This window comes from Thermovenabulum gondwanense (genome assembly GCF_001601575.1).
Taxonomy (GTDB): domain Bacteria; phylum Bacillota; class Thermosediminibacteria; order Thermosediminibacterales; family Thermosediminibacteraceae; genus Thermovenabulum; species Thermovenabulum gondwanense.
This window is the reverse complement of record NZ_LOHZ01000025.1, coordinates 75,132-99,218: the sequence shown is the minus strand read 5'-3', so window position 1 is coordinate 99,218 and position 24,087 is coordinate 75,132. Positions and strand designations below refer to the sequence as shown.

At 34.9% G+C, this 24,087-nt stretch carries 26 protein-coding genes; 3 read left to right on the top strand and 23 right to left on the bottom strand.

Annotated features, from left to right (window positions below; translation table 11 throughout):
* Positions 1-48 precede the first annotated feature (48 nt).
* Positions 49-1,296 (top strand): nucleotidyltransferase, encoded by a 1,248-nt coding sequence (locus ATZ99_RS05045; protein WP_068748147.1) that lies wholly within the window; start codon positions 49-51, stop codon positions 1,294-1,296.
* 12 nt (positions 1,297-1,308) lie between these two features.
* Here ATZ99_RS05045 and ATZ99_RS05040 read toward each other — a convergent pair whose 3' ends face one another.
* Both ATZ99_RS05040 and ATZ99_RS05035 read right to left on the bottom strand, forming a co-directional pair.
* Positions 1,309-2,310 carry a SepM family pheromone-processing serine protease gene (locus ATZ99_RS05040; protein WP_068748146.1) on the bottom strand — a complete coding sequence of 334 codons (1,002 nt, stop codon included), beginning with the start codon at positions 2,308-2,310 and terminating at the stop codon, positions 1,309-1,311.
* Positions 2,303-3,082, bottom strand: coding sequence for a patatin-like phospholipase family protein (locus ATZ99_RS05035; protein WP_068748145.1), 780 nt, complete (start codon positions 3,080-3,082; stop codon positions 2,303-2,305). Before ATZ99_RS05035 ends, ATZ99_RS05040 begins: the two co-directional genes overlap by 8 nt.
* Positions 3,083-3,186: 104 nt before the next feature.
* Here ATZ99_RS05035 and ylbJ point away from each other — a divergent pair, with 104 nt between their 5' ends.
* The gene (gene ylbJ, locus ATZ99_RS05030) at positions 3,187-4,446 is read left to right on the top strand and encodes a sporulation integral membrane protein YlbJ (RefSeq protein ID WP_068748144.1); all 1,260 of its coding nucleotides are present in this window, start codon (positions 3,187-3,189) and stop codon (positions 4,444-4,446) included.
* On the opposite strand, the gene ATZ99_RS05025 is transcribed toward ylbJ, so the two are convergent.
* The 7 genes from ATZ99_RS05025 to ATZ99_RS04995 form a co-directional block, all read right to left on the bottom strand.
* Positions 4,447-4,893 carry an ATP synthase subunit B family protein gene (locus ATZ99_RS05025; RefSeq protein ID WP_068748143.1) on the bottom strand — a complete coding sequence of 149 codons (447 nt, stop codon included), beginning with the start codon at positions 4,891-4,893 and terminating at the stop codon, positions 4,447-4,449.
* A gap of 14 nt (positions 4,894-4,907) precedes the next feature.
* On the bottom strand, positions 4,908-5,390 hold the full coding sequence (gene coaD, locus ATZ99_RS05020) for a pantetheine-phosphate adenylyltransferase (RefSeq protein ID WP_068748142.1): 483 nt from the start codon (positions 5,388-5,390) through the stop codon (positions 4,908-4,910).
* A 1-nt stretch (position 5,391) separates the two neighbouring features.
* Entirely contained in the window at positions 5,392-5,934 is a 543-nt protein-coding gene (rsmD, locus tag ATZ99_RS05015; RefSeq protein ID WP_068748141.1) for a 16S rRNA (guanine(966)-N(2))-methyltransferase RsmD, read from the bottom strand.
* A gap of 251 nt (positions 5,935-6,185) precedes the next feature.
* Positions 6,186-6,410: an alpha/beta-type small acid-soluble spore protein gene (locus ATZ99_RS05010; RefSeq protein ID WP_068748140.1), complete on the bottom strand. Its 225-nt coding sequence runs from the start codon at positions 6,408-6,410 to the stop codon at positions 6,186-6,188.
* Positions 6,411-6,529: 119 nt separating this feature from the next.
* Complete coding sequence (recG, locus tag ATZ99_RS05005) at positions 6,530-8,566, bottom strand: ATP-dependent DNA helicase RecG (RefSeq protein ID WP_245641312.1); 2,037 nt, start codon at positions 8,564-8,566, stop codon at positions 6,530-6,532.
* Positions 8,567-8,573: 7 nt separating this feature from the next.
* The gene (locus ATZ99_RS05000; protein WP_068748138.1) at positions 8,574-10,208 is read right to left on the bottom strand and encodes a DAK2 domain-containing protein; all 1,635 of its coding nucleotides are present in this window, start codon (positions 10,206-10,208) and stop codon (positions 8,574-8,576) included.
* A 15-nt stretch (positions 10,209-10,223) separates the two neighbouring features.
* Positions 10,224-10,577: an Asp23/Gls24 family envelope stress response protein gene (locus ATZ99_RS04995; RefSeq protein ID WP_245641311.1), complete on the bottom strand. Its 354-nt coding sequence runs from the start codon at positions 10,575-10,577 to the stop codon at positions 10,224-10,226.
* Between the two features lie 171 nt (positions 10,578-10,748).
* Here ATZ99_RS04995 and rpmB point away from each other — a divergent pair, with 171 nt between their 5' ends.
* The gene (rpmB, locus tag ATZ99_RS04990; RefSeq protein ID WP_068748137.1) at positions 10,749-10,937 is read left to right on the top strand and encodes a 50S ribosomal protein L28; all 189 of its coding nucleotides are present in this window, start codon (positions 10,749-10,751) and stop codon (positions 10,935-10,937) included.
* Positions 10,938-11,083: 146 nt separating this feature from the next.
* On the opposite strand, the gene ATZ99_RS11835 is transcribed toward rpmB, so the two are convergent.
* The 14 genes from ATZ99_RS11835 to ATZ99_RS04925 form a co-directional block, all read right to left on the bottom strand.
* Positions 11,084-11,251, bottom strand: a complete 168-nt coding sequence (locus ATZ99_RS11835) for a hypothetical protein (RefSeq protein WP_157074717.1) — start codon at positions 11,249-11,251, stop codon at positions 11,084-11,086.
* Between the two features lie 140 nt (positions 11,252-11,391).
* Positions 11,392-12,039 carry a ribulose-phosphate 3-epimerase gene (gene rpe, locus ATZ99_RS04985; protein WP_068748207.1) on the bottom strand — a complete coding sequence of 216 codons (648 nt, stop codon included), beginning with the start codon at positions 12,037-12,039 and terminating at the stop codon, positions 11,392-11,394.
* Between the two features lie 25 nt (positions 12,040-12,064).
* Positions 12,065-13,927 (bottom strand): Stk1 family PASTA domain-containing Ser/Thr kinase, encoded by a 1,863-nt coding sequence (gene pknB, locus ATZ99_RS04980; RefSeq protein ID WP_068748136.1) that lies wholly within the window; start codon positions 13,925-13,927, stop codon positions 12,065-12,067.
* A gap of 17 nt (positions 13,928-13,944) precedes the next feature.
* Entirely contained in the window at positions 13,945-14,682 is a 738-nt protein-coding gene (locus tag ATZ99_RS04975; RefSeq protein WP_068748135.1) for a Stp1/IreP family PP2C-type Ser/Thr phosphatase, read from the bottom strand.
* The gene (rlmN, locus tag ATZ99_RS04970) at positions 14,679-15,719 is read right to left on the bottom strand and encodes a dual-specificity RNA methyltransferase RlmN (protein WP_068748134.1); all 1,041 of its coding nucleotides are present in this window, start codon (positions 15,717-15,719) and stop codon (positions 14,679-14,681) included. Before rlmN ends, ATZ99_RS04975 begins: the two co-directional genes overlap by 4 nt.
* 13 nt (positions 15,720-15,732) lie before the next feature.
* On the bottom strand, positions 15,733-17,088 hold the full coding sequence (gene rsmB / locus ATZ99_RS04965; protein WP_245641310.1) for a 16S rRNA (cytosine(967)-C(5))-methyltransferase RsmB: 1,356 nt from the start codon (positions 17,086-17,088) through the stop codon (positions 15,733-15,735).
* Positions 17,078-18,010, bottom strand: a complete 933-nt coding sequence (fmt, locus tag ATZ99_RS04960; protein ID WP_068748132.1) for a methionyl-tRNA formyltransferase — start codon at positions 18,008-18,010, stop codon at positions 17,078-17,080. The genes rsmB and fmt overlap by 11 nt, the downstream gene beginning before the upstream one ends.
* A 2-nt stretch (positions 18,011-18,012) precedes the next feature.
* Positions 18,013-18,480: a peptide deformylase gene (gene def, locus ATZ99_RS04955; protein WP_068748131.1), complete on the bottom strand. Its 468-nt coding sequence runs from the start codon at positions 18,478-18,480 to the stop codon at positions 18,013-18,015.
* Between the two features lie 48 nt (positions 18,481-18,528).
* The gene (priA, locus tag ATZ99_RS04950) at positions 18,529-20,751 is read right to left on the bottom strand and encodes a replication restart helicase PriA (RefSeq protein ID WP_068748130.1); all 2,223 of its coding nucleotides are present in this window, start codon (positions 20,749-20,751) and stop codon (positions 18,529-18,531) included.
* 96 nt (positions 20,752-20,847) lie between these two features.
* Positions 20,848-22,053: a bifunctional phosphopantothenoylcysteine decarboxylase/phosphopantothenate--cysteine ligase CoaBC gene (coaBC, locus tag ATZ99_RS04945; protein WP_068748129.1), complete on the bottom strand. Its 1,206-nt coding sequence runs from the start codon at positions 22,051-22,053 to the stop codon at positions 20,848-20,850.
* Between the two features lie 15 nt (positions 22,054-22,068).
* Positions 22,069-22,269, bottom strand: coding sequence for a DNA-directed RNA polymerase subunit omega (rpoZ, locus tag ATZ99_RS04940; protein WP_068748128.1), 201 nt, complete (start codon positions 22,267-22,269; stop codon positions 22,069-22,071).
* 16 nt (positions 22,270-22,285) lie between these two features.
* Positions 22,286-22,888 (bottom strand): guanylate kinase, encoded by a 603-nt coding sequence (gene gmk / locus ATZ99_RS04935; protein WP_068748127.1) that lies wholly within the window; start codon positions 22,886-22,888, stop codon positions 22,286-22,288.
* Between the two features lie 13 nt (positions 22,889-22,901).
* Complete coding sequence (remA, locus tag ATZ99_RS04930; RefSeq protein ID WP_068748126.1) at positions 22,902-23,183, bottom strand: extracellular matrix/biofilm regulator RemA; 282 nt, start codon at positions 23,181-23,183, stop codon at positions 22,902-22,904.
* A gap of 22 nt (positions 23,184-23,205) precedes the next feature.
* Complete coding sequence (locus ATZ99_RS04925; protein WP_068748125.1) at positions 23,206-24,075, bottom strand: YicC/YloC family endoribonuclease; 870 nt, start codon at positions 24,073-24,075, stop codon at positions 23,206-23,208.
* Between the last annotated feature and the right edge of the window lie 12 nt (positions 24,076-24,087).

The window sequence follows — 24,087 nt, the reverse complement described above, 5'->3', positions numbered from 1 at the left end:
TATTATTTTAATTGTAGTAAAAAATCCATTTGCCTCAGGAGGTAAATAATGAAAATAATCGGAATTGTTGCTGAATACAACCCTTTTCATAACGGGCATTACTATCATTTGAATAAAATAAAAGAAGAATTTAACCCGGATGCAATAATAATTGCAATGAGTGGAAATTTCGTCCAAAGAGGAGAACCAGCGATTTTTGATAAATGGGCAAGAACTTATATGGCTTTAAAAGGTGGAGCAGATATGGTAGTAGAATTACCGGTAATATTTTCTGCAAGCACTGCTGAAATTTTTGCCGAGGGTGCCATCAATTTATTGGGAGAAATGAAGATAGTTAATTATTTAAGTTTTGGAGTGGAGGAAAAAAAAGAAAAAGAATTAATTAAAATTGCAGAAATCCTTACAAATGAGCCCCCACCCTTTAAGCAGGAATTAAAAAGCAATCTAAAAAAAGGGTTGTCCTTCCCATCTGCAAGAGAAGCCGCTTTAATTGAATTACTGAAAGATGAATTCCCCAAAAATGATCTTTCAATTTTATTGAAGAAGCCAAATTTTATACTTGGAATTGAATACTGTAAAGCTATTTTGAAAAATGGTTATACCATTGACATTCTTCCCGTTTTACGAAAAGGCTCATCCTACCATGAATTAGAAATAAAACCTATTCCCAGCGCTACTGCTGTAAGGCGATTTTTAAAAGAAAATCCAAATATCCAAAATATTGATGAAAACCAGGAATTAAAAAATTCTCTACCTTATTTTACCTTAGATATCATAAAAAATGAAATTGAATTAAAAAGAGGACCGGTGTTTTTTGAAGATTTTGAGGAGATAATATTCGCAACACTTTTAAAAATGTCCCGGGAAGATTTCAATTTGTATTTTGATGTCAAAGAAGGCCTCGATAGAAGAATTCAAAAAGCCGTTAAGAAATCAAAAAATATCCTCGAGTTAATAGATAATATCAAGACTAAAAGATATCCCGAAACCAGAATAAGGAGAATTCTCACTCAAATACTTTTAAATATTACCAAAAATGATTTAAAATACCGTAAACCTAATTATATTAGAATTCTCGGTTTTTCCAAAAAAGGTTTTTCTCTAATTAAAGAAATTGAAAAAAGCTCTTCTTTGCCAATCGTCATTTCAGCTAAGGATATAAATAAATTGAAAGATGAACAAAAGAAACAAATAGAAAAAGATATTTTGGCATCAGATATTTATTCGCTGGCAAGACCTTCCAAAGAGCAAAGAATTTTCGGTTTAGATTATTTCAAAAAACCTATAATAATTTAATAAACCTTATTTTCACATTGATCTTAAATAATTCAATACTTCATCTATATTATTCACCGGAATAATTTTTATATTTAAGTTTTTTGCTGCTTTTTTAGCATCTTCAGCATTTTTAACGGGCACAAAAAATATTTCCGCTTTATCCCGGTAAGCTGCTAAAACCTTTTGTTTTACTCCGCCTATTTCTCCAACAGTTCCATCCAAGCTTATAGTACCCGTTCCGGCTATTTTTTTACCTTTTGTTAAATCCTCAGGTAAAAGCTGGTTTAATATTTCCAGAGTAAACATTAAACCTGCCGACGGGCCACTTATTTCACCTGTATTTATAATAATTTTTTTTGGCAATATAGGCTTCCAATCCATGGTGGTAATTAGAAGTCCTACCATTGCTTTACCTTTTTCCGTTTTACTCTCAATAGTGGGAATCGTTATAACCTTTTTCTCACCTTCCCTGTCAATTTCTAAAGTTACGGGATCCCCCACCTTTCTATTTGAAACTTTTTTTATCATTTCTTCCGCTATATTTATTTTCTCCCCATCAACTTTTTTCACTACATCTCCGGGAAATATTTTCCCCTTAGCCGGGCTATCTTCAATTACTTCCACTACCTTTGCTCCATTTCCTAAAATTTGTGGATTATAACCGGCTTTTTTAAGAGCCACTACCTCGGCAATTTTTTGACTTTCTTCCATCCACTGCTTCATATACTCGATGTATTTCTTCATATCCCAGCCCGGAGGTATTATATCTTCTTTTTTTTCTATCTCTACAGAAGGACTTAAAAAAGCATAAAGGAAAAGAGGAATATTTATATCCCTTGTAGAGACTGTAGTCAAATAAAATGCCCCTTTTTCTTCTTTGTCTCCTCCTTCAACAGAGACAATCTGTTTTAAATCAACGGTAATTCCAGGTGCAATAATAGAATAATTTTGACTTAAATAAAAGTTTAAAGCAAAAAGTATTACCAAGGTAATTATTAATTTCTTTAAATTCCTCTTTAAAAAATTATTCATAGCTTTTTTCCTCCAGCAATGATAGTATACGGGGAATTGCTTCTAAGGTAGCTCTCTTCCCTTCTTCTATACAATATTCGGGTTCCCCAAAAGCCATAGGATTCACTTTTTCTAAACGAGGGGTAATTAAAACATCACAATCATACCCTTTTAAATTTTGAATTTCCCTGCCCATTATATCAAAAGTTTCAAACAATATATCGTATATCGTATTTAAATTCTTTCGTTCGCTAAATCCCAGTTCCACACCGATCACGATATCAGCACCCATTTCTCTGGCCGCTTTACCCGGTACCCTTTCTAAAACCCCGCCATCAACTAAAATTTTTCCATCATGAGTAAAGACAGGGTTAAAAATACCCGGTATGGATATGCTGGCTCTGACTGCGAAAGCCACATTGCCTTCCTGTAAAATTAAAAGTTTTTTTGATTTCAGTTCCGTTACTGCAACGCCCAGGGGGATTTGAAGCTCTGAAAAGTCTTTATCCTTTGTAAGCAATCTTAACATCTCGTATATTTTATTGCCAGCGACTAATCCCGAGCGCGGTAGAGTAATATCAAGAAAATGGCGTCTTTTTATATTATATGCTAAACCTTCAATAATTTTAATATTTATTCCTGAAGCATATAATGCCCCGATTAAACTTCCTATACTTGAACCTGTAATTATATGTACAGGTATTTTGTATTCCTCCAGAACCTTTAATACACCAATATGGGCATATCCCTTAGCAGCTCCTGAACCCAGGGCAAGGCCTATTTTTTTTTCCAAAATTTTTCCCCCTTATAAACGAATATCGTAAAAAATACAAAAATATATATTTCTATATAAAATAAAGTTCACTTATCATTAAATTTTTTTAGGAGGCATTACTTATGCGTTTTAAAATACAAAAAAGCCGCTTATCTAAAATAAGCCAGCTAATATTACCGCTAATTGCTGTAGTGATTACCGTTTCTATAGTTCGATACCCCGAAGAAGCCTTTAAAGCTGCTTTTGAAGGATTAGATGTATGGTTTAATATTGTTCTTCCGGCTCTCCTTCCATTTTTTATAGGTTCCCAACTATTAATGGGACTGGGTGTTGTTCATTTCATGGGAGTACTTCTTGAACCAATGATGAGGCCTATTTTTAATGTCCCCGGTGCCGGTTCTTTCGTCATGGCAATGGGTTTAGCCAGCGGTTATCCCCTCGGAGCAATGCTTACAGGAAAGTTAGTAAAGAAAAAAATTTGTAACACTTATGAGGCGGAAAGGTTAATGTCATTTACCAACACTGCAGACCCTCTTTTTATGGTAGGTGCCGTAGCCGTTGGAATGTTTAAAGATGTTCGATTAGGTTCAATAATAGCATTATCTCATTATATTTCAGCATTAATCTTAGGGATAATTTTAAAGTATTATGCTTTCAATTCTCCCAGAACCGAATCTATCGGATCTGTTAAAAAAAAGGAAAACATACTATTAAAAGCTGTAAAAGAGCTCTTAAGAGCGAGAAAAGAAGACGGGAGACCAATTGGAAAAATGCTCGGAGACTGTATAAAAGATTCTATAAACTCTTTACTTTTGATTTTAGGATTTATAATACTTTTTTCAGTAATAATTCGTATACTAACCGTAGCAGGGATTATTTCGCTATTTGTTCCTTTTATCGGGAAGGTGTTATCATTAATAGGAATAAATCCAAATTTATCCCAGGCCGTAATCAGCGGAACCTTTGAAATCACATTGGGCACTCAATTGGCAAGTCAGGCTCAAGCACCCTTATTGGATAGGGTTATTATAGCAAGTGCTATAATAGCCTGGAGCGGACTTTCGGTGCATTTTCAGGTAATGAGTATGGTTAGTGATACGGATATAAAAATTACACCCTACGTAGTGGCAAGATTTTTGCATGCAGTTTTAGCGGGTATAACATCCTACATATTGATGGGTATTCCGATAAATAATTATAATGATCTGTCCTTACCCGTCTTCGCGGTTGCTCCCAAAAATACTCCGGAAAGCTGGTGGTCAATTTTTTCGATTTCAAGTCAGGTTTTTGCTTTACTAATATTCATACTAATTATATCTTCAATAATAATTTACCTTTGGAAGGGGTTCGAAGTCTTCGGATTTAAGGTAATTAAAAAGTAACTATAATTTGTTGTTTAACTCTTCCCTTCCCTTTCTAACCGATTGAAGAATTTTTTGCAATTGATTTTCCAATTCTTCTAAAACTTCATCCGCATATTTGTTAGCACCAACTCTTATTTCCCTTGCTGTCTTTTTTGCATTGGTCAATATCTCTTCGGATTTTTCTTTTGCAAGCTTGATAATCTCATTTTGATCCACCATCTTTTCAATATATTCCTTTGCTTCTTTTATAATCATCTCTCCTTCTCGCTGAGCCTCAAGTAAGATGTTTTGTCTTTCTTCTAAAATCTTTCTGGATTTTTTTATTTCTTCCGGGAGGGATTTAATCAATTCATCCAGTAATTGTAAAATTTTATCGTGATCGATTACAATTTTGTTGGAAAAAGGAAGTTTTGAAGCTTCAGCTAACATTTTTTGGATTTGTTCAATATAATAATAAGTATCCATAAGATTCCACTCCTTTAAATTTTGCATATTTTTTCTTTTAATTTAATTTCTACATGAGGCGGTACCAAATCCTTTATGCAGCCGCCAAAACCTGCAACTTCTTTTACCACGCTGGAACTTAAGTAAGAATATCTAACATTTGTCATAATAAATACCGTTTCAATTTCACTGTCTAATTTTTTATTCATTAAAGCCATTTGAAATTCATATTCAAAGTCGGAAACCGCTCTCAATCCTTTTACGATAATTTTGGCATTTTTCATCCTGGCAAAATCTACCAGCAAGCCGGTGAAGGATTCCACTTCCACATTTTCTATATTTTTTGTTGCTTCTTTTATCATGTCAATTCTTTCCTCTACCGTAAATAAAGGCTTTTTGTTGGGATTTTTTAAAACCGCAACAATAATGCGATCAAATAGTTTAGAACTCCTTTCGATCACATCAATATGCCCGTTTGTAATAGGATCAAAACTACCGGGATAAATCGCTATTTTCACTTCAATTCCTCCTAAAAAAAACAAGTTTTGTAATGCCGTATTTTTTTTCTTTAATTACAGTAAATTCTTCAGTTAAATTTATTTTTTCATTAAAAGAACACTGTAAAATTACCAGGGTATTGGTTTTTATAAAACCTTCCTCTTTCAGAGCATTTATACAGTCAATATTAAAATCTCCATAAGGTGGGTCAAGAAATATAATATCAAAATCATCTTTTTCCGTAAAACTATAAAAGATTTCCGGAATTTTTCCTCTTATAATTACCGCTTGTTCTTCAACTCCAAGAGTTTTTATATTTTCTCTTATCACTCTGCAGGCTTCTTTGTCCTTTTCAATAAAATATACTTTTTTAGCTCCCCGGCTTATTGCTTCAATGCCTACTGCTCCTGTCCCTGCATAAGCATCGAGAAATATAGAATTGATCACTTTTTCTCCCAGAATATTAAACAAAGCTTCCCTGACCATTTCTGAGGTAGGCCTTGTTTTGAGTCCCTTCAGGGATTTTAATTTCCTTCCTCTTAAAGTACCACCTATTATTCTCATTTTATTCCACCCGCCAAAAATCTCATTATAATTTTAACACAACAATTTTTGTTTTTAAATAAAATTGCTCTTTATTTTATGTAAAATATGGTATAAAATTTATTAAAATGAATATTATATATAATGAAATCCCCATAAGCTCTTCCTCCGGTTTCTCCTCTCCCATGCCGGCAAAATTGCCGGCTCTTTTTTTAGAACATAAAAGAACAGGCTCGCTTTTTAAGCTGAGCCTGTTCTTTTTTATCTATTTTTTACTGAGTAGGCGTCCCGCCACTCAAACGTCTTTCATAATCCTCAATCATTCTTTTTACCATATGGCCTCCTACTGCACCGCAATCCCTGGCAGAATAATTGCCCCAGTATCCATCCGGAGGAGCAGTGATTCCAACCTCGCGTGCGATTTCAGCTTTGAATTGTTCCATAGCTCTCCTTGCTTCGGGAACTACGAGTTTATTTCTCTTTTGACCAAGTGCCATCTTTTTTTCACCTCCTTTTTGCGTTTTCTACTATTATCATTCCACGCAAAAAGGACTACATACTAGAACTATCTGGATATTATACCAAAGTTTATTAATAATTATTTTTCTGAATTTTTTTATAAATGTCTTATTCTCTCGGATACTATTTCTCTTATTTTTTCAAACTCCTTAGTCTTAATCAAACCCTTATCGTAAATGAAATCAGCCAGTTTTTTCGTCTCCTCTATCATTTTCAAATTATTTATGTATCCTGCAAATTTAAACTCCGGAAGTCCATGCTGTTTTTCTCCTAAGAATTCTCCGGGACCTCTCAATTCCAAATCTTTTTGCGCGATTTCAAAACCATCGGACGTTTTCAAAAGTACTTTTAATCTTTCTCTCGCATCCTCTTCCCGGGAATCGGTGATCAATATACAGCACGAATCTAAATTTCCTCTGCCAACTCTCCCTCTTAATTGATGTAACTGGGCAAGTCCAAATCTTTCTGCATTTTCAATAATAATCAAAGTAGCGTTTGGAACATCAACTCCTACTTCTACAACTGTGGTACTAATAAGTACCTGAATTTTTTTTGATAAAAAATCTTCCATGACTTTGTCCTTTTCCGCATTTTTTAGTTTTCCGTGAAGAATGCCTACTTTTAAATCAGGAAATTCCTTAACTATTTCATCGTATTTTTCTTCAACACTTAAAAGACCAAAATTATTTTTTTCTACAGCCGGACAGATAATATATACCTGATGGCCTTTTTCAACTTCGGAAATCATAAATTTATACACTCTATGTTTTAATTCGCTATTTACCAAATATGTAGCAATTTTTTTTCTACCCTTAGGCATTTCATTAATTATCGAAATGTCAAGATCCGCATATAAAGTAAGAGCTAAGGTTCTTGGTATGGGCGTAGCACTCATTACCATTACGTCGGGATAGAATCCCTTTTTTACTAATTCTTCCCTTTGCCTGACACCAAACCGGTGTTGCTCATCTGTTATAACAAGTCCGAGATTAGCAAATTCCACATCTTCCTGTAAAAGAGCATGGGTACCGACAACCACACTGATTTGATTTTTTTTAATCTTTTCTAATATTTCTTTTCTCTTAGCACCCATATTCCCTTTCAATATTTCTACTTTAGTTCCAAAAGGATTTAAGAATTTATTTAAATTTTCATAATGCTGTTGGGCTAAAATTTCGGTAGGAGCCATAAATGCACTTTGATATCCGTTTTTATATGCAAGGTAAATAATGGAAGCTGCTACAACTGTTTTTCCCGAGCCTACATCCCCCTGTAAAAGCCTGTTCATTACTTTCTCACTATTTAGATCCTGAAGAATTTCTTTTAAAACCCTTTTTTGTCCCCTGGTTAATTTAAATGGAAGGTTATTTAAAAAAGGGCTGAGATTAAAATCCCTATATATATTGCTCCTCTTTTTTCCGAGGAGATATTCCTTAGTAGCTCTCATCCCCATTTGAAAGATTAATAATTCTTCAAAGGCGAGACTGTCTTTTGCCTTTTTAAGACTATCCCAGTTTTTTGGAAAATGCATTTCATAAACAGCTTTTGCCTTGGGCATTAAATCGTATTTTTGCGTTATAAATTGAGGTAATATTTCTTCGCTTTTCAGTAATAAATAATAATCCCTAAAAGCTCCTTCTATTATTTTTTGCAAATTTTTCTGGGTTAATCCCCTGGTAAGGGAATATACCGGTAAAATTTTATTTATTTTTTTTATATCTTCCTTCACCTTATAATACTGAGGACTTAGTATTTCATATTCGCCAAAATTCTTCCTTAATTTTCCAATAACTATTAATTTTTCATTTTTGAATAGATTACTTTTAATATAAGGCTGATTAAAAAAAACCAAATTTGCATTGTTTTCCCCATCCGTCACAGGAATTTTCGTTAATACAATACCGCTTCTGGTTATTAGATCTTGCCCCGGTTCCTTCACCTCAAGAAAAAAAGTGGTCTTTTGATCTTCTATCGCTTCCTTCAATTTCACTGGTGTGAGATCGATATAGTCCCTTGGAAAAAAAAATAAAAGGTCTTTAACGGTTTTTATATCAAGGGCTTTTAAAAGTTTCGCCCTTGCCGGTCCGACCCCTTTTAAATAGCGAACATCCAAATTAAGGTCCAAAAATACCACCTCTCGTCTATTCTAAGGAAAGAATATAATAATAAAGATTTTGCCCTCCTTCATAAATTTCAACCTCTAAATCCGGAAAATTGTTTTCTATCAGGTCTTTCATTTCATTTTTTTCCTGTTCATTAATGTCATTCCCCGTATAAATAGTTAACAAATTGCCATTCTTTTTTTCTATCATGTGAAAAATCATAGGTAATAATACATCTTTACAGTTACTACCAACTACCTTTAGCTCTCCATCTACTATGCCCAAAATATTCCCCTCTTTTATCTCATGCCCGTTCCATTTAGAATCCCTGACTGCAAAAGTTATTTCTCCAGTAACCGCATTGTCAAAAGCTTTCATCATATTTTCTATATTGGTCTCTATGTCTTCCTCGGGATTAAAGGCCATTAGCGCAGAAATTCCCTGCGGAAATGATTTTGTAGGTATTACATATACCTTTTTTTCGCTTATTTTTTTTACCTGCTCCGCAGTTAAAATTATATTTTTATTATTGGGCAATAAAATTACATTGTTAGCATTTTGGTTTTCAATTATTGATAAAATACTTTCCGTACTGGGATTCATAGTTTGCCCGCCTTCAATAATTATATCCGCACCCAGGGTTTTAAATATTTCTTTTATCCCTTCACCCGATGCCACCGAGATTATCAACGTTTCTTTTACTGTCTCCTCAGAGGTACTTTGTTCTTTTTGCGCAATGTATTCTTGATGCTGCAATTTCATATTGTCAATTTTGACGGTCCTCAATTCACCGTATCTTAAAGCCTCTTCCAATACCTTCCCCGGATGGTTTGTATGAATATGTACCTTGGCCAAATTATCCATTCCAGTTACTATGAGGGAATCACCCAATTCGATAAGGGAGTTTCTAAGTCTCTCTACAGGAATTTGATTTTTGCTTTCCACTATAAACTCCGTACAGTATAAAAATGTTAGCTCAACTTCTTCGAATTGGATCTTATTATCAATTTTTTCTTTTTCAATAGAAGGTAATAATTCTTCCTTTATATCTCCGGTGTTTTTAAGTGCTTTTAAAAAACCTTCTGCAAGAAATATAAGCCCCTTTCCGCCGGCATCAACTACACCGGCTTCTTTTAATACCTTCAGCATTTCTGGAGTTTTTTCAAGCACCTTCTTGCCATGTTCTATTGTTACTTCCAGCACTTCTATAATGTCTTTGTTTTTTGAAGATTCCATCTGCATTTTTTGGGCCATCTCCCTGGCTACGGTAAGTATTGTTCCCTCTACAGGTTTCAAAATCGCTTTGTATGCTTCTTCAACCCCTTTTTGAAAGGAATTGGCAAGGTCCTTAGCTTTTAAAATTTTTTTGTCAGAACCTATAGCGGCAGCAAAACCCCGGAATAACTGAGAAAGAATAACCCCTGAATTGCCCCTGGCTCCCATCAAAGCTCCCCAGGCAGCAGCATCTGCCAATTTTTTTAAGTCATTTTCAGGCATCTTTTTCATTTCTTCCACTGCTTGCTCTATTGTCAACGACATATTGGTCCCCGTATCGCCGTCCGGAACGGGATAAACATTTAATGAATCAACAATTTTTCGATTATCCGACAGATTTTTTGAAGCTAAATATAAAGCCCTGCGAAAAAGCTCTGCATCAATGTATTCAAGCTGCAATGTATAAACCCCCTTTTACTTTACGCGTACGGTTTTTACTATGACATTTACTTTGTCAGGAACTATTCCCAGGTATTTATTTAAATTATAATGCACTTTTTCGATAACATTATGAGCTACTTCGCTAATTTTAATTCCGTACTGGACAGCGATGTAAATATCAACAATCAGATTATTTTCATCAATATGTACCTCTACTCCCTTACCCAAATTATCCCTTCCAAGTAATTCTATAATACCATCGCTCATTTTTTGGGATACCATACCCACCAGTCCATAACATTCAATAGCTGCATTGCCGGCAACTACCGCAATAACCTCCCGGGTAATATTTATTGTTCCAAGAGGAGTTTTAATTAAATTTTTCAAAACGGGCCCTCCTTCTAACATAGCCTTTGCATATTTCAATTATAATATATTTTTATTATTTTTTTAAGACAACATGTCACTTATTATTGAAGTCAATTTTGCATTATGATAAAATTACTTTGTTGTCATTAAATATATAGTTATATTCATAATTAAGGAGGTGTTAATAATATGGCAAAGTGTGAAATTTGCGGGAAAACTCCCCAATCAGGTATGCAAATTAGCCATTCTCATATTAGAACAAAAAGAAAGTGGCGCCCAAATATCCAAAGGGTAAATGCTATTATAAACGGATCTCCCAAAAGAATAAATGTTTGTACCCGTTGCCTGAGGTCTGGAAAGGTAAAGAGGGCAGAATAATAGCGTGCTAAAATTTAAGCACGCTTTTATTTTTCATAAAACTAATTCTTATTTTTCGTAAAAATCTTCATAACCTTTTTTACAATATTGCTTATTTTTTTGGGAATTTTAATGACATATATTCTCATTTTAATCCCCCGCATATTTTAATTTTTCAGTATAATCATTCCAAAACCGATCAATAACATTCCAATCAAGCACATCCAAATCCAGGAAGGAAGAAAAAAGAGTAAAAGTAAAGCTCCAATACCGATTGTAAAACCACCTATAATTCTCTTATACCTGAAATATTTAAATCTAAAGTTCCATAACACCCGATCACCCCCGGGCTTTTTCCACATAATTTATGTATCAGTACATATATTATATTCACCTTCGTGAAGCGCTGACACTAAAAATCCCGGAAAATAAATTTCCGGGATAACTTTTTTTAATATACAATTAATTAATTTATTTATATTAATTTCAATTTTTTTATTACCCCCTTGGGGTCGCAACTTTTGTATATCGCGGAACCCGCAACCAAAATATCCGCTCCAGCTTTTACAATTTTTTCCGCATTATCTTCATTGATTCCACCATCTACTTCGATTAAGGTTTTATAATTATTTTTTAAAATAATTTGTTTCAGCGTGGAAATTTTTTTTAATGCGCTTTTTATAAAGCTTTGCCCTCCAAATCCAGGATTCACTGACATTACCAGGATTAAATCCACTTCTTCCAGTATATCTTCGATTAAACTTACCGGTGTTGCAGGGTTAATAGCAACCCCTGCTTTTATCCCCAATTTTTTAATGTCCTGTATAGTTCTATGAACATGATGTGTAGCCTCCTGATGAAAGCTTATTATATCAGCTCCCGCTTCCGCGAAATCCTTTAAGTACCTTTCGGGGTTTTCGACCATCAGGTGAACATCAAAAGGAAGATTTGTCACCTTCCTAATACTTTCTATCACACAGGGTCCAAGGGTTATATTCGGTACAAAATTACCATCCATTACATCAATATGAATAAAATCTGCTCCAAAATCTTCTACCTTTTTTATTTCTTGTTCAAGATTAGAAAAGTCTGCCGACAAAATCGAAGGAGCAATTTTCGCCAACTGTATACCTCCCTGTAAATCTTTTTCAAAAACTACTTTTATACCATAACTCGCCATCTACCCATACTTCTACATCAATAGTCCCGGTTCCTTCTACAGGAACGATTACCGGACTGTCTTTTGAAGAGTGTTTGTTTTCATAAATAGTTCTTTTTCCTTTATCGTCGGTCACTACCACTTTTACTGCAAATTCCCCCTCCCTTTGGGGTAGCGGTATGGATAGATTAAATTTTTTTGTTTCTACTTTACCCGAGCTTACCGTCAGGTTTACTATAGTGCCGTTATCTACTTCCAAACCCGCTTTAGGATTCTGATCTATAACGAAGTTTTTTTCATAATCGGAAGAAGGTTTGTAACTTATTTGCCCGATGCTTAAATTAGCCGTTATTAGTTCATTTTGAGCTTCGGTCAAACTCTTCCCTATGAGATAGGGTATAATTACCTTCTTTGCTTCGGGCCCAAGGCTTATAGTGATATTTATTTCTGTATTTTCAGGTAACAGTAACCCTTCTCTTGGATTTTGGTCCATTACTACTCCTTGAGGATATTCAGAGGAATTAGCCCGTTGAATTTGACCTACTTTAAAATTAGATGAAGTTATAAGATTAATTGCTTCTGTTTCGGAAAGCCCTATTACGCGGGGCACCTCAAAAGTTCGAGGCCCCTTACTTACAATAAGGCTTACAGGCGGATGATTAATTTTTACTACTTCTCCCCCTTTTGGGTCCTGATCCACCACTTCGCCCACAGGCTCATTGGAAAATATCCTTTCAGTTACCTCATACTTTAAATTTTTCTCTGCTAACTTCTTTGCTGCTTCTTCTTCCGATAATCCTATGACATTTGGAACGGTTACTTCCGGGACATCGAAATATTGTTTTGCAATATACATTCCTAAGTAAGAGAACGCAATGAATAAAATAATTAACGAAGATAAAATTAAGAATACATGGAAATAACTCCTTTTTCTATTTATTTTTCTCGCTGTAGCTTTTATTTTTTCTCCCTCTTCCATGCCTTTAAAAATCATAGTTTTTTCCGATTCAGGAAGAACAAAGCCCGATTCTTCCAATTTCTTTTGTGCTTTAATAATATCTCTTTTTAACTCCGAAATTGTCTGATATCTATTTTCCGGTAATTTTTCAAGACATCTGCTTATGATATCTTCTATAAAATCAGGGAATCCAGAAAGCATTTTAGATATGGATGCCGGTTTTTCTTGCAAATGTTTTAATGCTACCGACACAGGACTGTCTCCCGTAAAGGGCAGTTTCCCGGTAAAAGCTTCGTACAATAATACTCCAAAAGAATATATATCCGACCTTTCGTCAGTATAATCCCCTTTTGCCTGCTCCGGTGAAAAATAGTGAACCGAACCAACAATACCACCGCTGTTTGTAATGGTAGAGCAGTTTATAGCACGGGCAATACCAAAATCGGTAACTTTAACCCTTCCTTCCGGAGTAATTATAACGTTATGTGGTTTGATATCCCTGTGAATAATTTTATTCTTATGAGCACATTCAATAGCATCACATATTTGTCTTGCAATTTCCAGTACCAGCGGAGCGGGTAACGGCCCTTCTTCCTTAATAATTTGTTTTAATGTTTTACCCTCTACGTATTCCATTACAATATAATGTATCCCATCTTCCTTACCCACATCGTATATACTAACAATGTTAGGGTGAGATAAACTCGCCGCAGCTTGTGCCTCTCTCCGAAATCTAATAACAAAATCATCATCATTAGAATACTCGGGCCTCAATACCTTTACGGCAACCAATCTATTCAAAAGGGTGCATCTGGCTTTATATACTATCGCCATGCCGCCCCCACCAATTTCCTCCAGTATTAAATACCTATTACCCAATTTCCTTCCCAGCATAAACCTATCATCTCCATTTAATAATCGATGATAATTGTAACAACAGTAATATTGTCATATCCACCTTTTTCGTTTGCAAAATTAACTAATTCTTTGCATATTTCCTCAGGATCTTTGTTTTTTTCCACCACATCTTTAATTTCCAAATCTGAAAGCATCGAAGTCAATCCATCGCTGCAAATTAATATTACATCACCTTTTTCCAGATAAACTTTTAAAATATCAGGATCTGAGAATTCCTCTATCCCCAGAGCTTTTGTAATTATATGCTTCATCGGATGTAATTTCATTTCTTCAAAGTTTATTTTACCTTGCTCCATTAATTCCCAGACAAGGGAATGATCTTTTGTGATTTGATTAATGTTTTGATTTCTAATTATATAAAGCCTGCAATCTCCTAAATGTCCTACAAATAATTTCTTTTGCACTATAACCGCTACGGTTGATGTAGTTCCCATACCTAAACACTCTGAATCACTATAGGATTTTTCCAGTATTTTTTTATTTGCAAAATAAAAAGCCTCTTTAATCAGTTCTTTAATTTCATCCTCTTTATAAAGTTTTTCTTTCTTGTTATATAAATAGGATGAAATCTCGTCTACAGCTATTCTGCTCGCTATTTCTCCGCCATTATGACCGCCCATACCATCGGCAACTATAAAAACCAAGGGTTCTTCATTATTATCCGGCATAAAAAAAGCATCTTCGTTATTGGGCCTCAATTTACCTTTATCAGTTATTCCCCAAAATATCATCCTTCCACCTCTTTTAATAAACTCCACCGGAGCTGACCGCATGCCGCTTCAATGTCGCTACCCATTTTAGCTCTTATAGTTATAGGAATACGATTTTCCTCCAGAACCTTTTCGAACCTTCTTATTGCTCTCGGATCGCTACCTTTAAATAGCTTTTCTTTTACAGGGTTTAAAGGAATCAGATTGACATGACATAACATTCCCCTTAAAAGGTCGGCAAGTTTTTTAGCACACTCTTCTCCATCATTAACTCCGGAAATTAAAATATACTCAAAACTAATTCTCCTTTTAGTTTTCATTATATAAAAATTACAGGCTTCGAGCAATTGGGAGATATTATATTTTCTATTTATGGGCATTAACTTGTTTCTTAAATCATCAAAAGGTGCATGAAGTGAAATGGAGAGGGTTATTGGCATGTTTTCCTCGGCAAGTTTGTAAATATAAGGGACAATTCCGCACGTGGAAACAGTAACTTTTCTTAAGCTAATATTGAGGCCAAGGGGGTTATTTAATAATCTTAAAAACTTAATCAATTCTGTATAATTTAAAAGAGGTTCTCCGCTTCCCATTACCACCACATGGCTCACTCTTTTATTAATTTGTTTTTCAATCTGTAGAATTTGATCCACCATTTCCCAAGCCTCTAAATTTCTTACTATTCCTCCTAAGGTGGATGCGCAAAAAGCGCACCCCATAGCACATCCCACCTGGCTTGACACACATACGCTGACTCCATAAGAATATTCCATTTTCACACTTTCAATAATATTTCCATCCTCTAAAAGAAAAATATATTTAGAGGTCTTATCCTTTTTTGAATCAACTTTTTTTAAAATTTTTATCTCGCTTATATATGCATATTTTTTTAATTGTACAATCAGGTTTTTAGGAAGGTCGCTCATTGATTCAAAGTCTGATACTCCCTTGTAAATCCACCTATAGATTTGCCTTGCACGAAAATCCTTTTCTCCCAGGGTTCTTACATATTCGGTAAGTTCGTTAAGGTCCATTGATTTAAGGTTTTTTTTCTCCATTATAAATCCTCCATTATTTCACCCTTTTTATCCTTGCTATGAAAAAGCCATCTATGCCATGAATATGGGGAAAAGTTTGCAAAATCCCTTTATTTTTAATATAAGGGTGCAATTTTTCGGGCAATAAAGGTTTTAAATCATCAAGCTGAAAATCTTTATTTTCCATCAAAAATGAATATACCACATCCTCATTTTCACCGGGTTCTAAGGTACAGGTGCTGTAAACAATTACTCCTCCCGGTTTTACATAGTTGGAACAGGTTTTCAAAAGTTTCAGCTGTTCATTTCTTAATAAAAGTATATCCTCAGCCTTTTTTGACCACTTAATATCGGGCTTGCGTTTTATTACTCCAAGCCCACTGCAGGGAGCATCTACCAGGACCTTATCGAAATACGCTGTATATTTTTCATCGATAATAGCTGCATCCTTTTGTTCTGTTTTTACGATGGAAACACCCATTTTTTCGCAAAGTTTGTCAATTAAATCCAATCTATGAGGATGTATGTCCCATGCAATTATCTGTCCCTCGTTTTCCATTAGTTGAGCAATATAAGTGGTTTTACCTCCCGGGGCTGCAGCAGCATCTAAAACCCTGTCTTTTTTGTTAACTCCCAGCGCTCTAACTACTAAAAGAGAACCTTCATCTTGAGGTTGAAAATAGCCCTTCATAAAACTTTCTGAGTCGGTAAAATTATGAGCCTTCACAAGATATAATGCTTCATCAATAAAGTATCCTTTATTTACTTCGTACCCTTCTTTCTCAAGAATGGTTTTTAGTTCATCCACACTTACCTTTAAAGTATTTACCCTGATACATAGTCTTGGCTTTTCATTTAAAGCCTGAATTAGTTCCTTTGTGAATTCATAACCGTAAAGTTCCATCCATCTCGCAATCATCCACTTTGGAAAAGAGTAATATATACTTAAAAACCTTTCAGGTTCCTTTTTTTCATCGGGGTACTCGATTTCATTTATCTTTCTTATAACATTTCTTAATACTGCATTTACAAATCCCGCAGAAAATTTTCTATACTTTTTGGCAAGTTTCACCGATTCATTTACTACGGCATAGGAAGGAATTTTATCGAGAAATAATATTTGATAAACGCCGATGCGAAGAATGTTTAAAACAATATTATCAAGTTTCCCCACCGAAATACTGGATACCTTTGAAATAATATAATCTATACGAATGCGATTTTTAATCACTCCGTAAACGAGCTCCGTAGCAAGATTCTTATCCTGTTCACTTAAATCTTTTTTAAATTGAGCATTCAATTCTAAATTAGAATAAGAACCTTTTTCTACCTTTTCAATAACTTTGAGTGCAACCTCCCGGGGATTAACCTTTCGCTTTTCAATTTCCAAATTCATCACCTTCTGAGATAGGATGCCCTATAACATAATCCCATGCTTTCATTCTCTTTCTCCCGGTTTCCTGAAGTTCAGTAATTAATAGGGTGCCATCACCTGTACCCACCAAAATCCCCTCATTTTTTAGAATTTTAATTATTCTTCCGGGGTTTTCGCTTTGATCCTTTCTATATTGTGCTTTCCAAATTTTTATTTCCTGTCCTTTAAAAAATGTATAAGCCCCGGGCCAGGGATATGTGCCTCGTATTAAATTATATATATCCTTAGCACTTTTATACCAGTGTATTAGTCCATGTTCCTTTTTTAAAATAGGAGCATATGTCGCTTTTTTATCCTCCTGGGGAATTCTTAAAAGATTACCCCTTTCAATCTCCTTTAGACTCTTTAACAAAAGATCCGCTCCCAAATTGGAAAGCCTGATCGATAAATCCTCGCTGGTCCAGTTATCTTCAATAACTATCTTCTCCTGTAAAAAAATATCACCGGTATCCATTCCCTCATCCATCCACATTATGGTTACACCGGTTTCCCTTTCCCCATTAATTATTGCCCATTGAATGGGGGCAGCTCCTCTATATTTAGGGAGAAGGGAGGCATGTACATTAATACAGCCAATAGCAGGTATTTTCAATATGCTCTGAGGAAGGATTTGCCCAAAAGCTACTACTACAATTAAATCGGGTTTTAACTCTTCTAACTTTTTTACAATATCCGGTTGTTTTACCTTTTGAGGCTGCAGAACGGGAATATTAAATTTTAGTGCCTGTACTTTTACCTCGGGTGGAGTTAAAATTTGTTTTCGCCCTTTTGGTTTATCCGGTTGAGTCACTACCGCCATAACATCGTAGTTATTTTCCAGCAAAACATTTAGTGAAGGAACGGCAAATTGTGGGGTCCCCATGAAAATTATTTTCATATCTATTCATCACCTTTTTTTTCTTCGATAATATTATTTGCTTTGTCTATGAATAAAACACCATTTAAATGATCTATCTCATGGCAAATAGCCCTTGCAAATAGACCCTCTGCCTCAAGTTCAAATTCCAAACCCTTTTCATCCTTTGCCTTCACCTTTAATCTTTGAGGCCTTGCCACTTCACCATAAACTCCCGGGATGCTCAAACAACCTTCCACATCTATTATTTCACCATCCATTTCAATAATTTCCGGATTTATAAAAACGTTCAAACCTTCCCCTATATCCACTATTATTACTCTTTTTAATATTCCTACCTGAGGCGCAGCAAGACCAATACCGTTTGCTTTTTTCATGGTCTCCGCCATATCTTCTATTAGCATCTTGAGCCTATTATCAAAAATAGTTACCTCTCTTGCTTTTTTTCTTAATATGTCATCTCCTAATTTTCTTATTTCTCTGTAAGCCATGGCTTGCCTCCTTAAAATATTCTTGAATTTATTTTCACCATAAAATCACTATAAAAGCTCATAAGGATCTAAATCCCAGGAAAAGTTAACCTTATCCTCATTAACAGAAATTTCTTTAAGCTGTTTTTGGGCTTGAATTAAAGGTGTATATTTCTTACTTTTCATAAGTATATTGTAGCGAAAATTATCTTTAATTTTAAACCGTAGAGCAGGTATGGGCCCTAAAATTTCTACTTCCTCCTCAATACAACTTTTTAACATCTCACATATTTTCCAGGATAAATTTTCCACATACTCCTTATCCGTTCCCGAAAGGGTTATGTTTAAAAGATGACAGAAAGGGGGATAATTATATTCTTTTCTATTCTTCAGTTCCTGTTTAAAAAAATTATTTAAATCGTAGCTTACCGCCGCCTTAATAACATAGGATTCAGGACAATAGGTTTGAATCAGAACCTTACCACCGGTAAGTCCCCTGCCTGCTCTACCCGCCACCTGGGTTATAAGCTGAAATGTCCTTTCTCCCGAACGAAAATCAGGAATATTTAATGTTATATCTGCCAAAACTATTCCTATTAAAGAAACCTTTGGAAAATCAAGGCCTTTTGCGATAGTTTGGGTCCCTATTAAAACGTTGGCCCTTCCCGTTTTGAATTCCAACAATTTCTCTTTTAACATCATTCCTTTTTTAGAAACTACATCGGCATCAATTCTCACAGTTTTGATTTCCGGAATAAATCTTTTTATTTCCTCCTCGATTTTTTCTGTTCCCGTTCCGTAATACCCTATTTTATTACCTTTACATTTCGGACATGTTTCTAAAGCCTTTACTTTAAAGTCGCAGTAATGACATTTTAAAGATTTATCTTCTAAGTGATAAACCAGGGATATGTCACAATGAGGACATTTTGCCACATATCCGCAATCCCTGCATAAAACAAAAGTTGAATAACCTCTTCGGTTTAAAAACAAAATAGCCTGTTCTTTTCTTGCTACTGTATTTTCTAATTCTTCAATCAAACGGCGGCTGAAAATACTTTTATTACCTTTTTTCAATTCTTCCCTCATATCAATAATTTCAAAGGCGGGCAAAGGTCTATTATTAATTCTTTTTCTCATTTTTACTAACAAGAAATTACCTCTTTGCACCTCATATATACTTTCCAACGAAGGAGTAGCACTTCCGAAAATTAATAATAAATCCTCTTTTTTTGCTCTCAATCTGGCCACAATCCTTGCATCGTAAAAAGGGTACTCCGATTGCTTATAAGAAGTTTCATGCTCTTCGTCCAGCACTATAATTCCTAAATTTTTTACAGGAGCAAAAATGGCTGAACGAGCTCCTATAACAATATTTACTTCCCCTTTTAAAATTCTTACCCATTCGTCAAATCTTTCTCCATCAGTAAGTGCGCTGTGTAAAATCGCGATTTTCCCCGGAAATCTCCTTTCAAAGATATCCACTACCTGAGGTGTCAGGGAAATTTCCGGGACCAGGATAATGGCGCCTTTGCCTCTTGATATTACCTCCTCAATCACTCTTATATAAACTTCCGTCTTTCCGCTGCCCGTTACGCCGAATAACAGAACAGGTTTTTTTTGTTCGTCAAAATTTTTTAAAATAGTTTTAACGGCATCTTTTTGCTCTACTGAAAGATTTATTTCATGAGAATCGAAATTATAGTCATTATAATTCCCCAAGGAATATTTAATTTTTGCCCTATTGGCAGCATCGTATTCTTTAAAAACAGCATTTTTCTTATAAAGAGCATTGAGCCCATTTCTCACTTTTTCTTTTTCTATTCCCGTTGCTCTTGATACTTCCTCGACGGAAGCTCTTTCCTTATCCAGTAAAAATAAATATATTTTTTTTTGAATATCGGAATTCAAGCTATCGGTAAATTGTCTGTTAATCTTATATGTTATTGTTTTCTTTAGTCCACTTTTTACTGGACACATCAATTTTAAAAAATCAATTAAATAAGCCCCATAGTATTCGGAAAGACTTTTAGCCAGATCTATTAAAGCTTCCGGTATTGCTACCTCTTCTACTTCGATTATGCTTTTTAATTTATTTCTCAGTTTTTCATCTATCAACTCTTCCTCTTCAAAATCAACAACAAATCCCCGGGTTTTTTTATTATTAAAAGGCACCAATACCCTGCTACCAATTCTAATTTTTTCTTTTAATTCCTCCGGAATTATATAAGAATATTCCCCTTTGACCCTGGGGTGTTTAACATCTACCGCAATTTTAGCTATTTTTTTCAACCCCGTACCTGTTTACTCAAAGTACCAAAAAGGCACATTTGAGGCTGGGCTATTTTTGTCCGCCTTTTTAAGCGTGCTTCTTCCCAGCAGGCGGATTTAAGCACGCTCTTTTAAAATCGCCTTTATTCTATCTAAAATCAGATGAGCTACTTCTTTTTTACTCAGTAACGGAAATTCTTCTATTTTTCCACTCTTGTATAAAATTTTTACAATATTAGTATCCACCTCAAAACCGGCACCCTGTTTTGTCACATCATTTAAAACTATCATGTCAAGGTTCTTCTTAATTAATTTCTCTCTTGCATTTCCTTCAGGAAGATCCGTCTCGGCAGCAAAACCTACCAATATTTTTTCTCCTTTTTTTTCTCCGAGCTCCTTTAAAATATCGGGATTTTTAACAAGTTCAATAACAATTTCCTCATCAGATTTTTTTATCTTATGTTCACTTTTATGCTTTGGTCGATAATCGGAAACAGCTGCTGCTTTTATAATTACATCAGCCCACTGAAAAAGCTCATTGACCTTATTTTTCATTTCTTCAGCCGTTTCCACTTTATGAAATAAATGTAATTTTTCGGGAGGGGAAATACTTACCGGCCCGGAAATCAACGCAACCTCGGCTCCTCTTTCTAAGGCAGCTTCCGCTATTTTATAACCCATTTTCCCCGACGACCTATTTGAGATAAATCTTACCGGATCAAAATACTCTCTCGTCGGTCCTGCAGTTATCAAAATCTTTATCCCTTTTAAATCTTCCTGTTTTACTGCAACTTTTTCCACATAGTCAATAATATCTTCAGGGGCCGGAAATCTTCCTTTACCTACCTTGCCACAGGCCAAAAAGCCCTCATCCGGTTCAATAACATAGCATCCGTTCTTTTTTAAAATATTTATGTTTCTCTGGGTGATGGGATTTTCATACATATTTACGTTCATAGCCGGAACTATAATTTTTGTAGCCTTTGTAGCTAAAAATGTGGTTGTCAGCATATCATCCGCAATTCCGGAAGCTAATTTTGCAATAATATTAGCTGTAGCGGGAGCAATAACAAATATATCTGTTTTATCCGCGAGGGATACATGTTCAACTTCCCAATTGGAAGGCTCTTTAAACATATCTTTTATTACGGGATTCTCGGAAAGTATCTGAAAAGTAAGGGGAGCTACGAATTTACAGGCCGATTCCGTCATTACGACCTGCACATAAGCTCCCCTTTTTTTAAAAAGTCTTGTTAATTCACAAGCCTTATAAGCGGCTATGCTGCCGGTTACTCCTAATAATATGAATTTACCTTTTAGCATCTCAAATCCGTCCTTTTATTTTGTTTTAATTCGTTCTACTTTAATTTTACCCGCATCCAATTCAAAAAGTGCTATGGAAACGGGTTTGGTAGTCTTCACATCTACTAATTTGGGAGCTCCTTCCACCAGTTGTCTTGCTCTTTTTGCAGCAGCAACCACAATGGTATATTTACTATCGAATTTTGCAGTTAAAGAGTCGATTGAAGGATACATCATATATTACCCTCACCCCTTAATGCATTTTATTTATCAAGTCCTTATTCCTGTAAACCCTGCATTTTTCAGCCAGAATTATGGCTTGTAATTTTTCTACTGCTTTATCTATATCATCATTAACGATTACATAATCGTAAGACGAAAGGGCTTTCAATTCGTCTAAGGCACACATCAATCTAAGCCTTAATGATTCTTCTGTTTCACTCCCCCTCTTTTCAATCCTCCTTTTTAATTCTTCCAGGTTAGGAGGAAGTATAAAAATAAAAACAGCATCCTTCCAGTTTTGTTTTATTTGTTTTGCTCCCTGTATATCAATTTCTAAAATTACATCCTGTCCGTTTTTTATCTTTTCTTCTACGAACTTTTTTGGGGTGCCGTAGTAATTGTTATATACATTTGCCCATTCTAAAAAGCATCCTTCTTTAATCATCCTTTCGAAATTCTCTTTATCTGTAAAAAAGTAATTAACCCCATTTTTTTCTCCGGGTCTTGGAGAGCGAGTGGTATAAGAAATGGAAAGGGCGATATTGGTGTTTTTTTCCAGTAACTTGCTGCAAACTGTTCCTTTACCTGCCCCAGACGGTCCCGATAGAACTATAAGCATTCCCTCATTATTCATAATTTCTACTCTCCTATTTTACTTCTTCCTCATCAATTTCCTCTTCTTCAATTGCCTTTTCGCTTAATCTATTCGCTACCGTTTCCGGCTGCACGGCAGATAAGATAACATGATCACTATCGGTAATAATTACAGCACGAGTCCTCCTGCCGTAAGTAGCATCAATAAGCATTCCTCTGTCTCTTGCTTCTTGAATAATTCTTTTTATAGGTGCAGATTCCGGGCTTACTATTGCAATAATTCTATTGGCAGAAACTATATTACCAAAACCAATATTAACTAATTTTATGTCCACAAGATATTCCCTCCTGGTAATATTATTCTAAATTCTGAACCTGTTCCCTTATTTTTTCAAGCTCGCTTTTAATGTCGATAACCTGTTTTGAAATTTCATAATCCGCACTTTTTGCAGCAATGGTATTTATCTCTCTGAACATTTCCTGAGCAATAAAATCCATCTTTTTCCCAACGGGCTCATCGGAATCGAATAAATTAGTGAATTGAATAATATGGCTTTCGATTCTCACCAATTCTTCATTTATATCTGATCTCTCTGCAAAATAAGCAACTTCCATCTCCAATCTCTCATTATCAAGGATTTCTTTTTCAAGAATTTCCGATATCCTTTTTTCCAATCTGCTCTTATATTCTTTTAAGTTAATTCCCCTTCGGGATCTTATTATTTCTAATTTCTGGTTTATAAAATTTAATCTTTTTGAAATGTCCGCCAATAAATTTTTACCCTCTTCTTCTCTCATGTGGTTTAAATTCAATACAGCTTCTTCCAAAACCGGTTTTAAAGAAAGCCACAACTCTTCATCTTCCACATTTTTTTCCACTTTAAAAATATCCGGAAGAAGGGAGAGGAGCTGTAATGAAATTGGACCCTCAAAGCCTATTTTTTCTTTTAATTCTAAAAGCTTTTTGTATAATGCTTCAATAGCCTTATCATCGGTTTTAATCTCCCTCTCGAGATTAAAAGAACTGTAACCGATAAATACATCTACCCTTCCCCGCGAAATACGCTCTTTTATAAATCCTCGTATCTTTTCTTCTAAATATAAGCAGGGTTTCGTAAGCCTGACGTAGATGTCTAAAAATCTATGGTTTACCGTTCTTATTTCAACTTCCCAACCCGGCTCGTTCAGTGATTTTCCTCTCCCATACCCCGTCATACTTTTTGCCATTTAATCACGCCC

Bases quoted from the DNA above. Each gene is read 5' to 3' on its own strand.
- ATZ99_RS05045 (WP_068748147.1), top strand. From the start codon at position 49: ATGAAAATAATCGGAATTGTTGCTGAATACAACCCTTTTCATAACGGG.
- ATZ99_RS05040 (WP_068748146.1), bottom strand. From the start codon at position 2,310: ATGAATAATTTTTTAAAGAGGAATTTAAAGAAATTAATAATTACCTTG.
- ylbJ (WP_068748144.1), top strand. From the start codon at position 3,187: ATGCGTTTTAAAATACAAAAAAGCCGCTTATCTAAAATAAGCCAGCTA.
- ATZ99_RS05025 (WP_068748143.1), bottom strand. From the start codon at position 4,893: ATGGATACTTATTATTATATTGAACAAATCCAAAAAATGTTAGCTGAA.
- rsmD (WP_068748141.1), bottom strand. From the start codon at position 5,934: ATGAGAATAATAGGTGGTACTTTAAGAGGAAGGAAATTAAAATCCCTG.
- ATZ99_RS05010 (WP_068748140.1), bottom strand. From the start codon at position 6,410: ATGGCACTTGGTCAAAAGAGAAATAAACTCGTAGTTCCCGAAGCAAGG.
- rpmB (WP_068748137.1), top strand. From the start codon at position 10,749: ATGGCAAAGTGTGAAATTTGCGGGAAAACTCCCCAATCAGGTATGCAA.
- pknB (WP_068748136.1), bottom strand. From the start codon at position 13,927: ATGCTGGGAAGGAAATTGGGTAATAGGTATTTAATACTGGAGGAAATT.
- ATZ99_RS04975 (WP_068748135.1), bottom strand. From the start codon at position 14,682: ATGATATTTTGGGGAATAACTGATAAAGGTAAATTGAGGCCCAATAAC.
- rlmN (WP_068748134.1), bottom strand. From the start codon at position 15,719: ATGGAGAAAAAAAACCTTAAATCAATGGACCTTAACGAACTTACCGAA.
- fmt (WP_068748132.1), bottom strand. From the start codon at position 18,010: ATGAAAATAATTTTCATGGGGACCCCACAATTTGCCGTTCCTTCACTA.
- def (WP_068748131.1), bottom strand. From the start codon at position 18,480: ATGGCTTACAGAGAAATAAGAAAATTAGGAGATGACATATTAAGAAAA.
- coaBC (WP_068748129.1), bottom strand. From the start codon at position 22,053: ATGCTAAAAGGTAAATTCATATTATTAGGAGTAACCGGCAGCATAGCC.
- rpoZ (WP_068748128.1), bottom strand. From the start codon at position 22,269: ATGATGTATCCTTCAATCGACTCTTTAACTGCAAAATTCGATAGTAAA.
- gmk (WP_068748127.1), bottom strand. From the start codon at position 22,888: ATGAATAATGAGGGAATGCTTATAGTTCTATCGGGACCGTCTGGGGCA.
- ATZ99_RS04925 (WP_068748125.1), bottom strand. From the start codon at position 24,075: ATGGCAAAAAGTATGACGGGGTATGGGAGAGGAAAATCACTGAACGAG.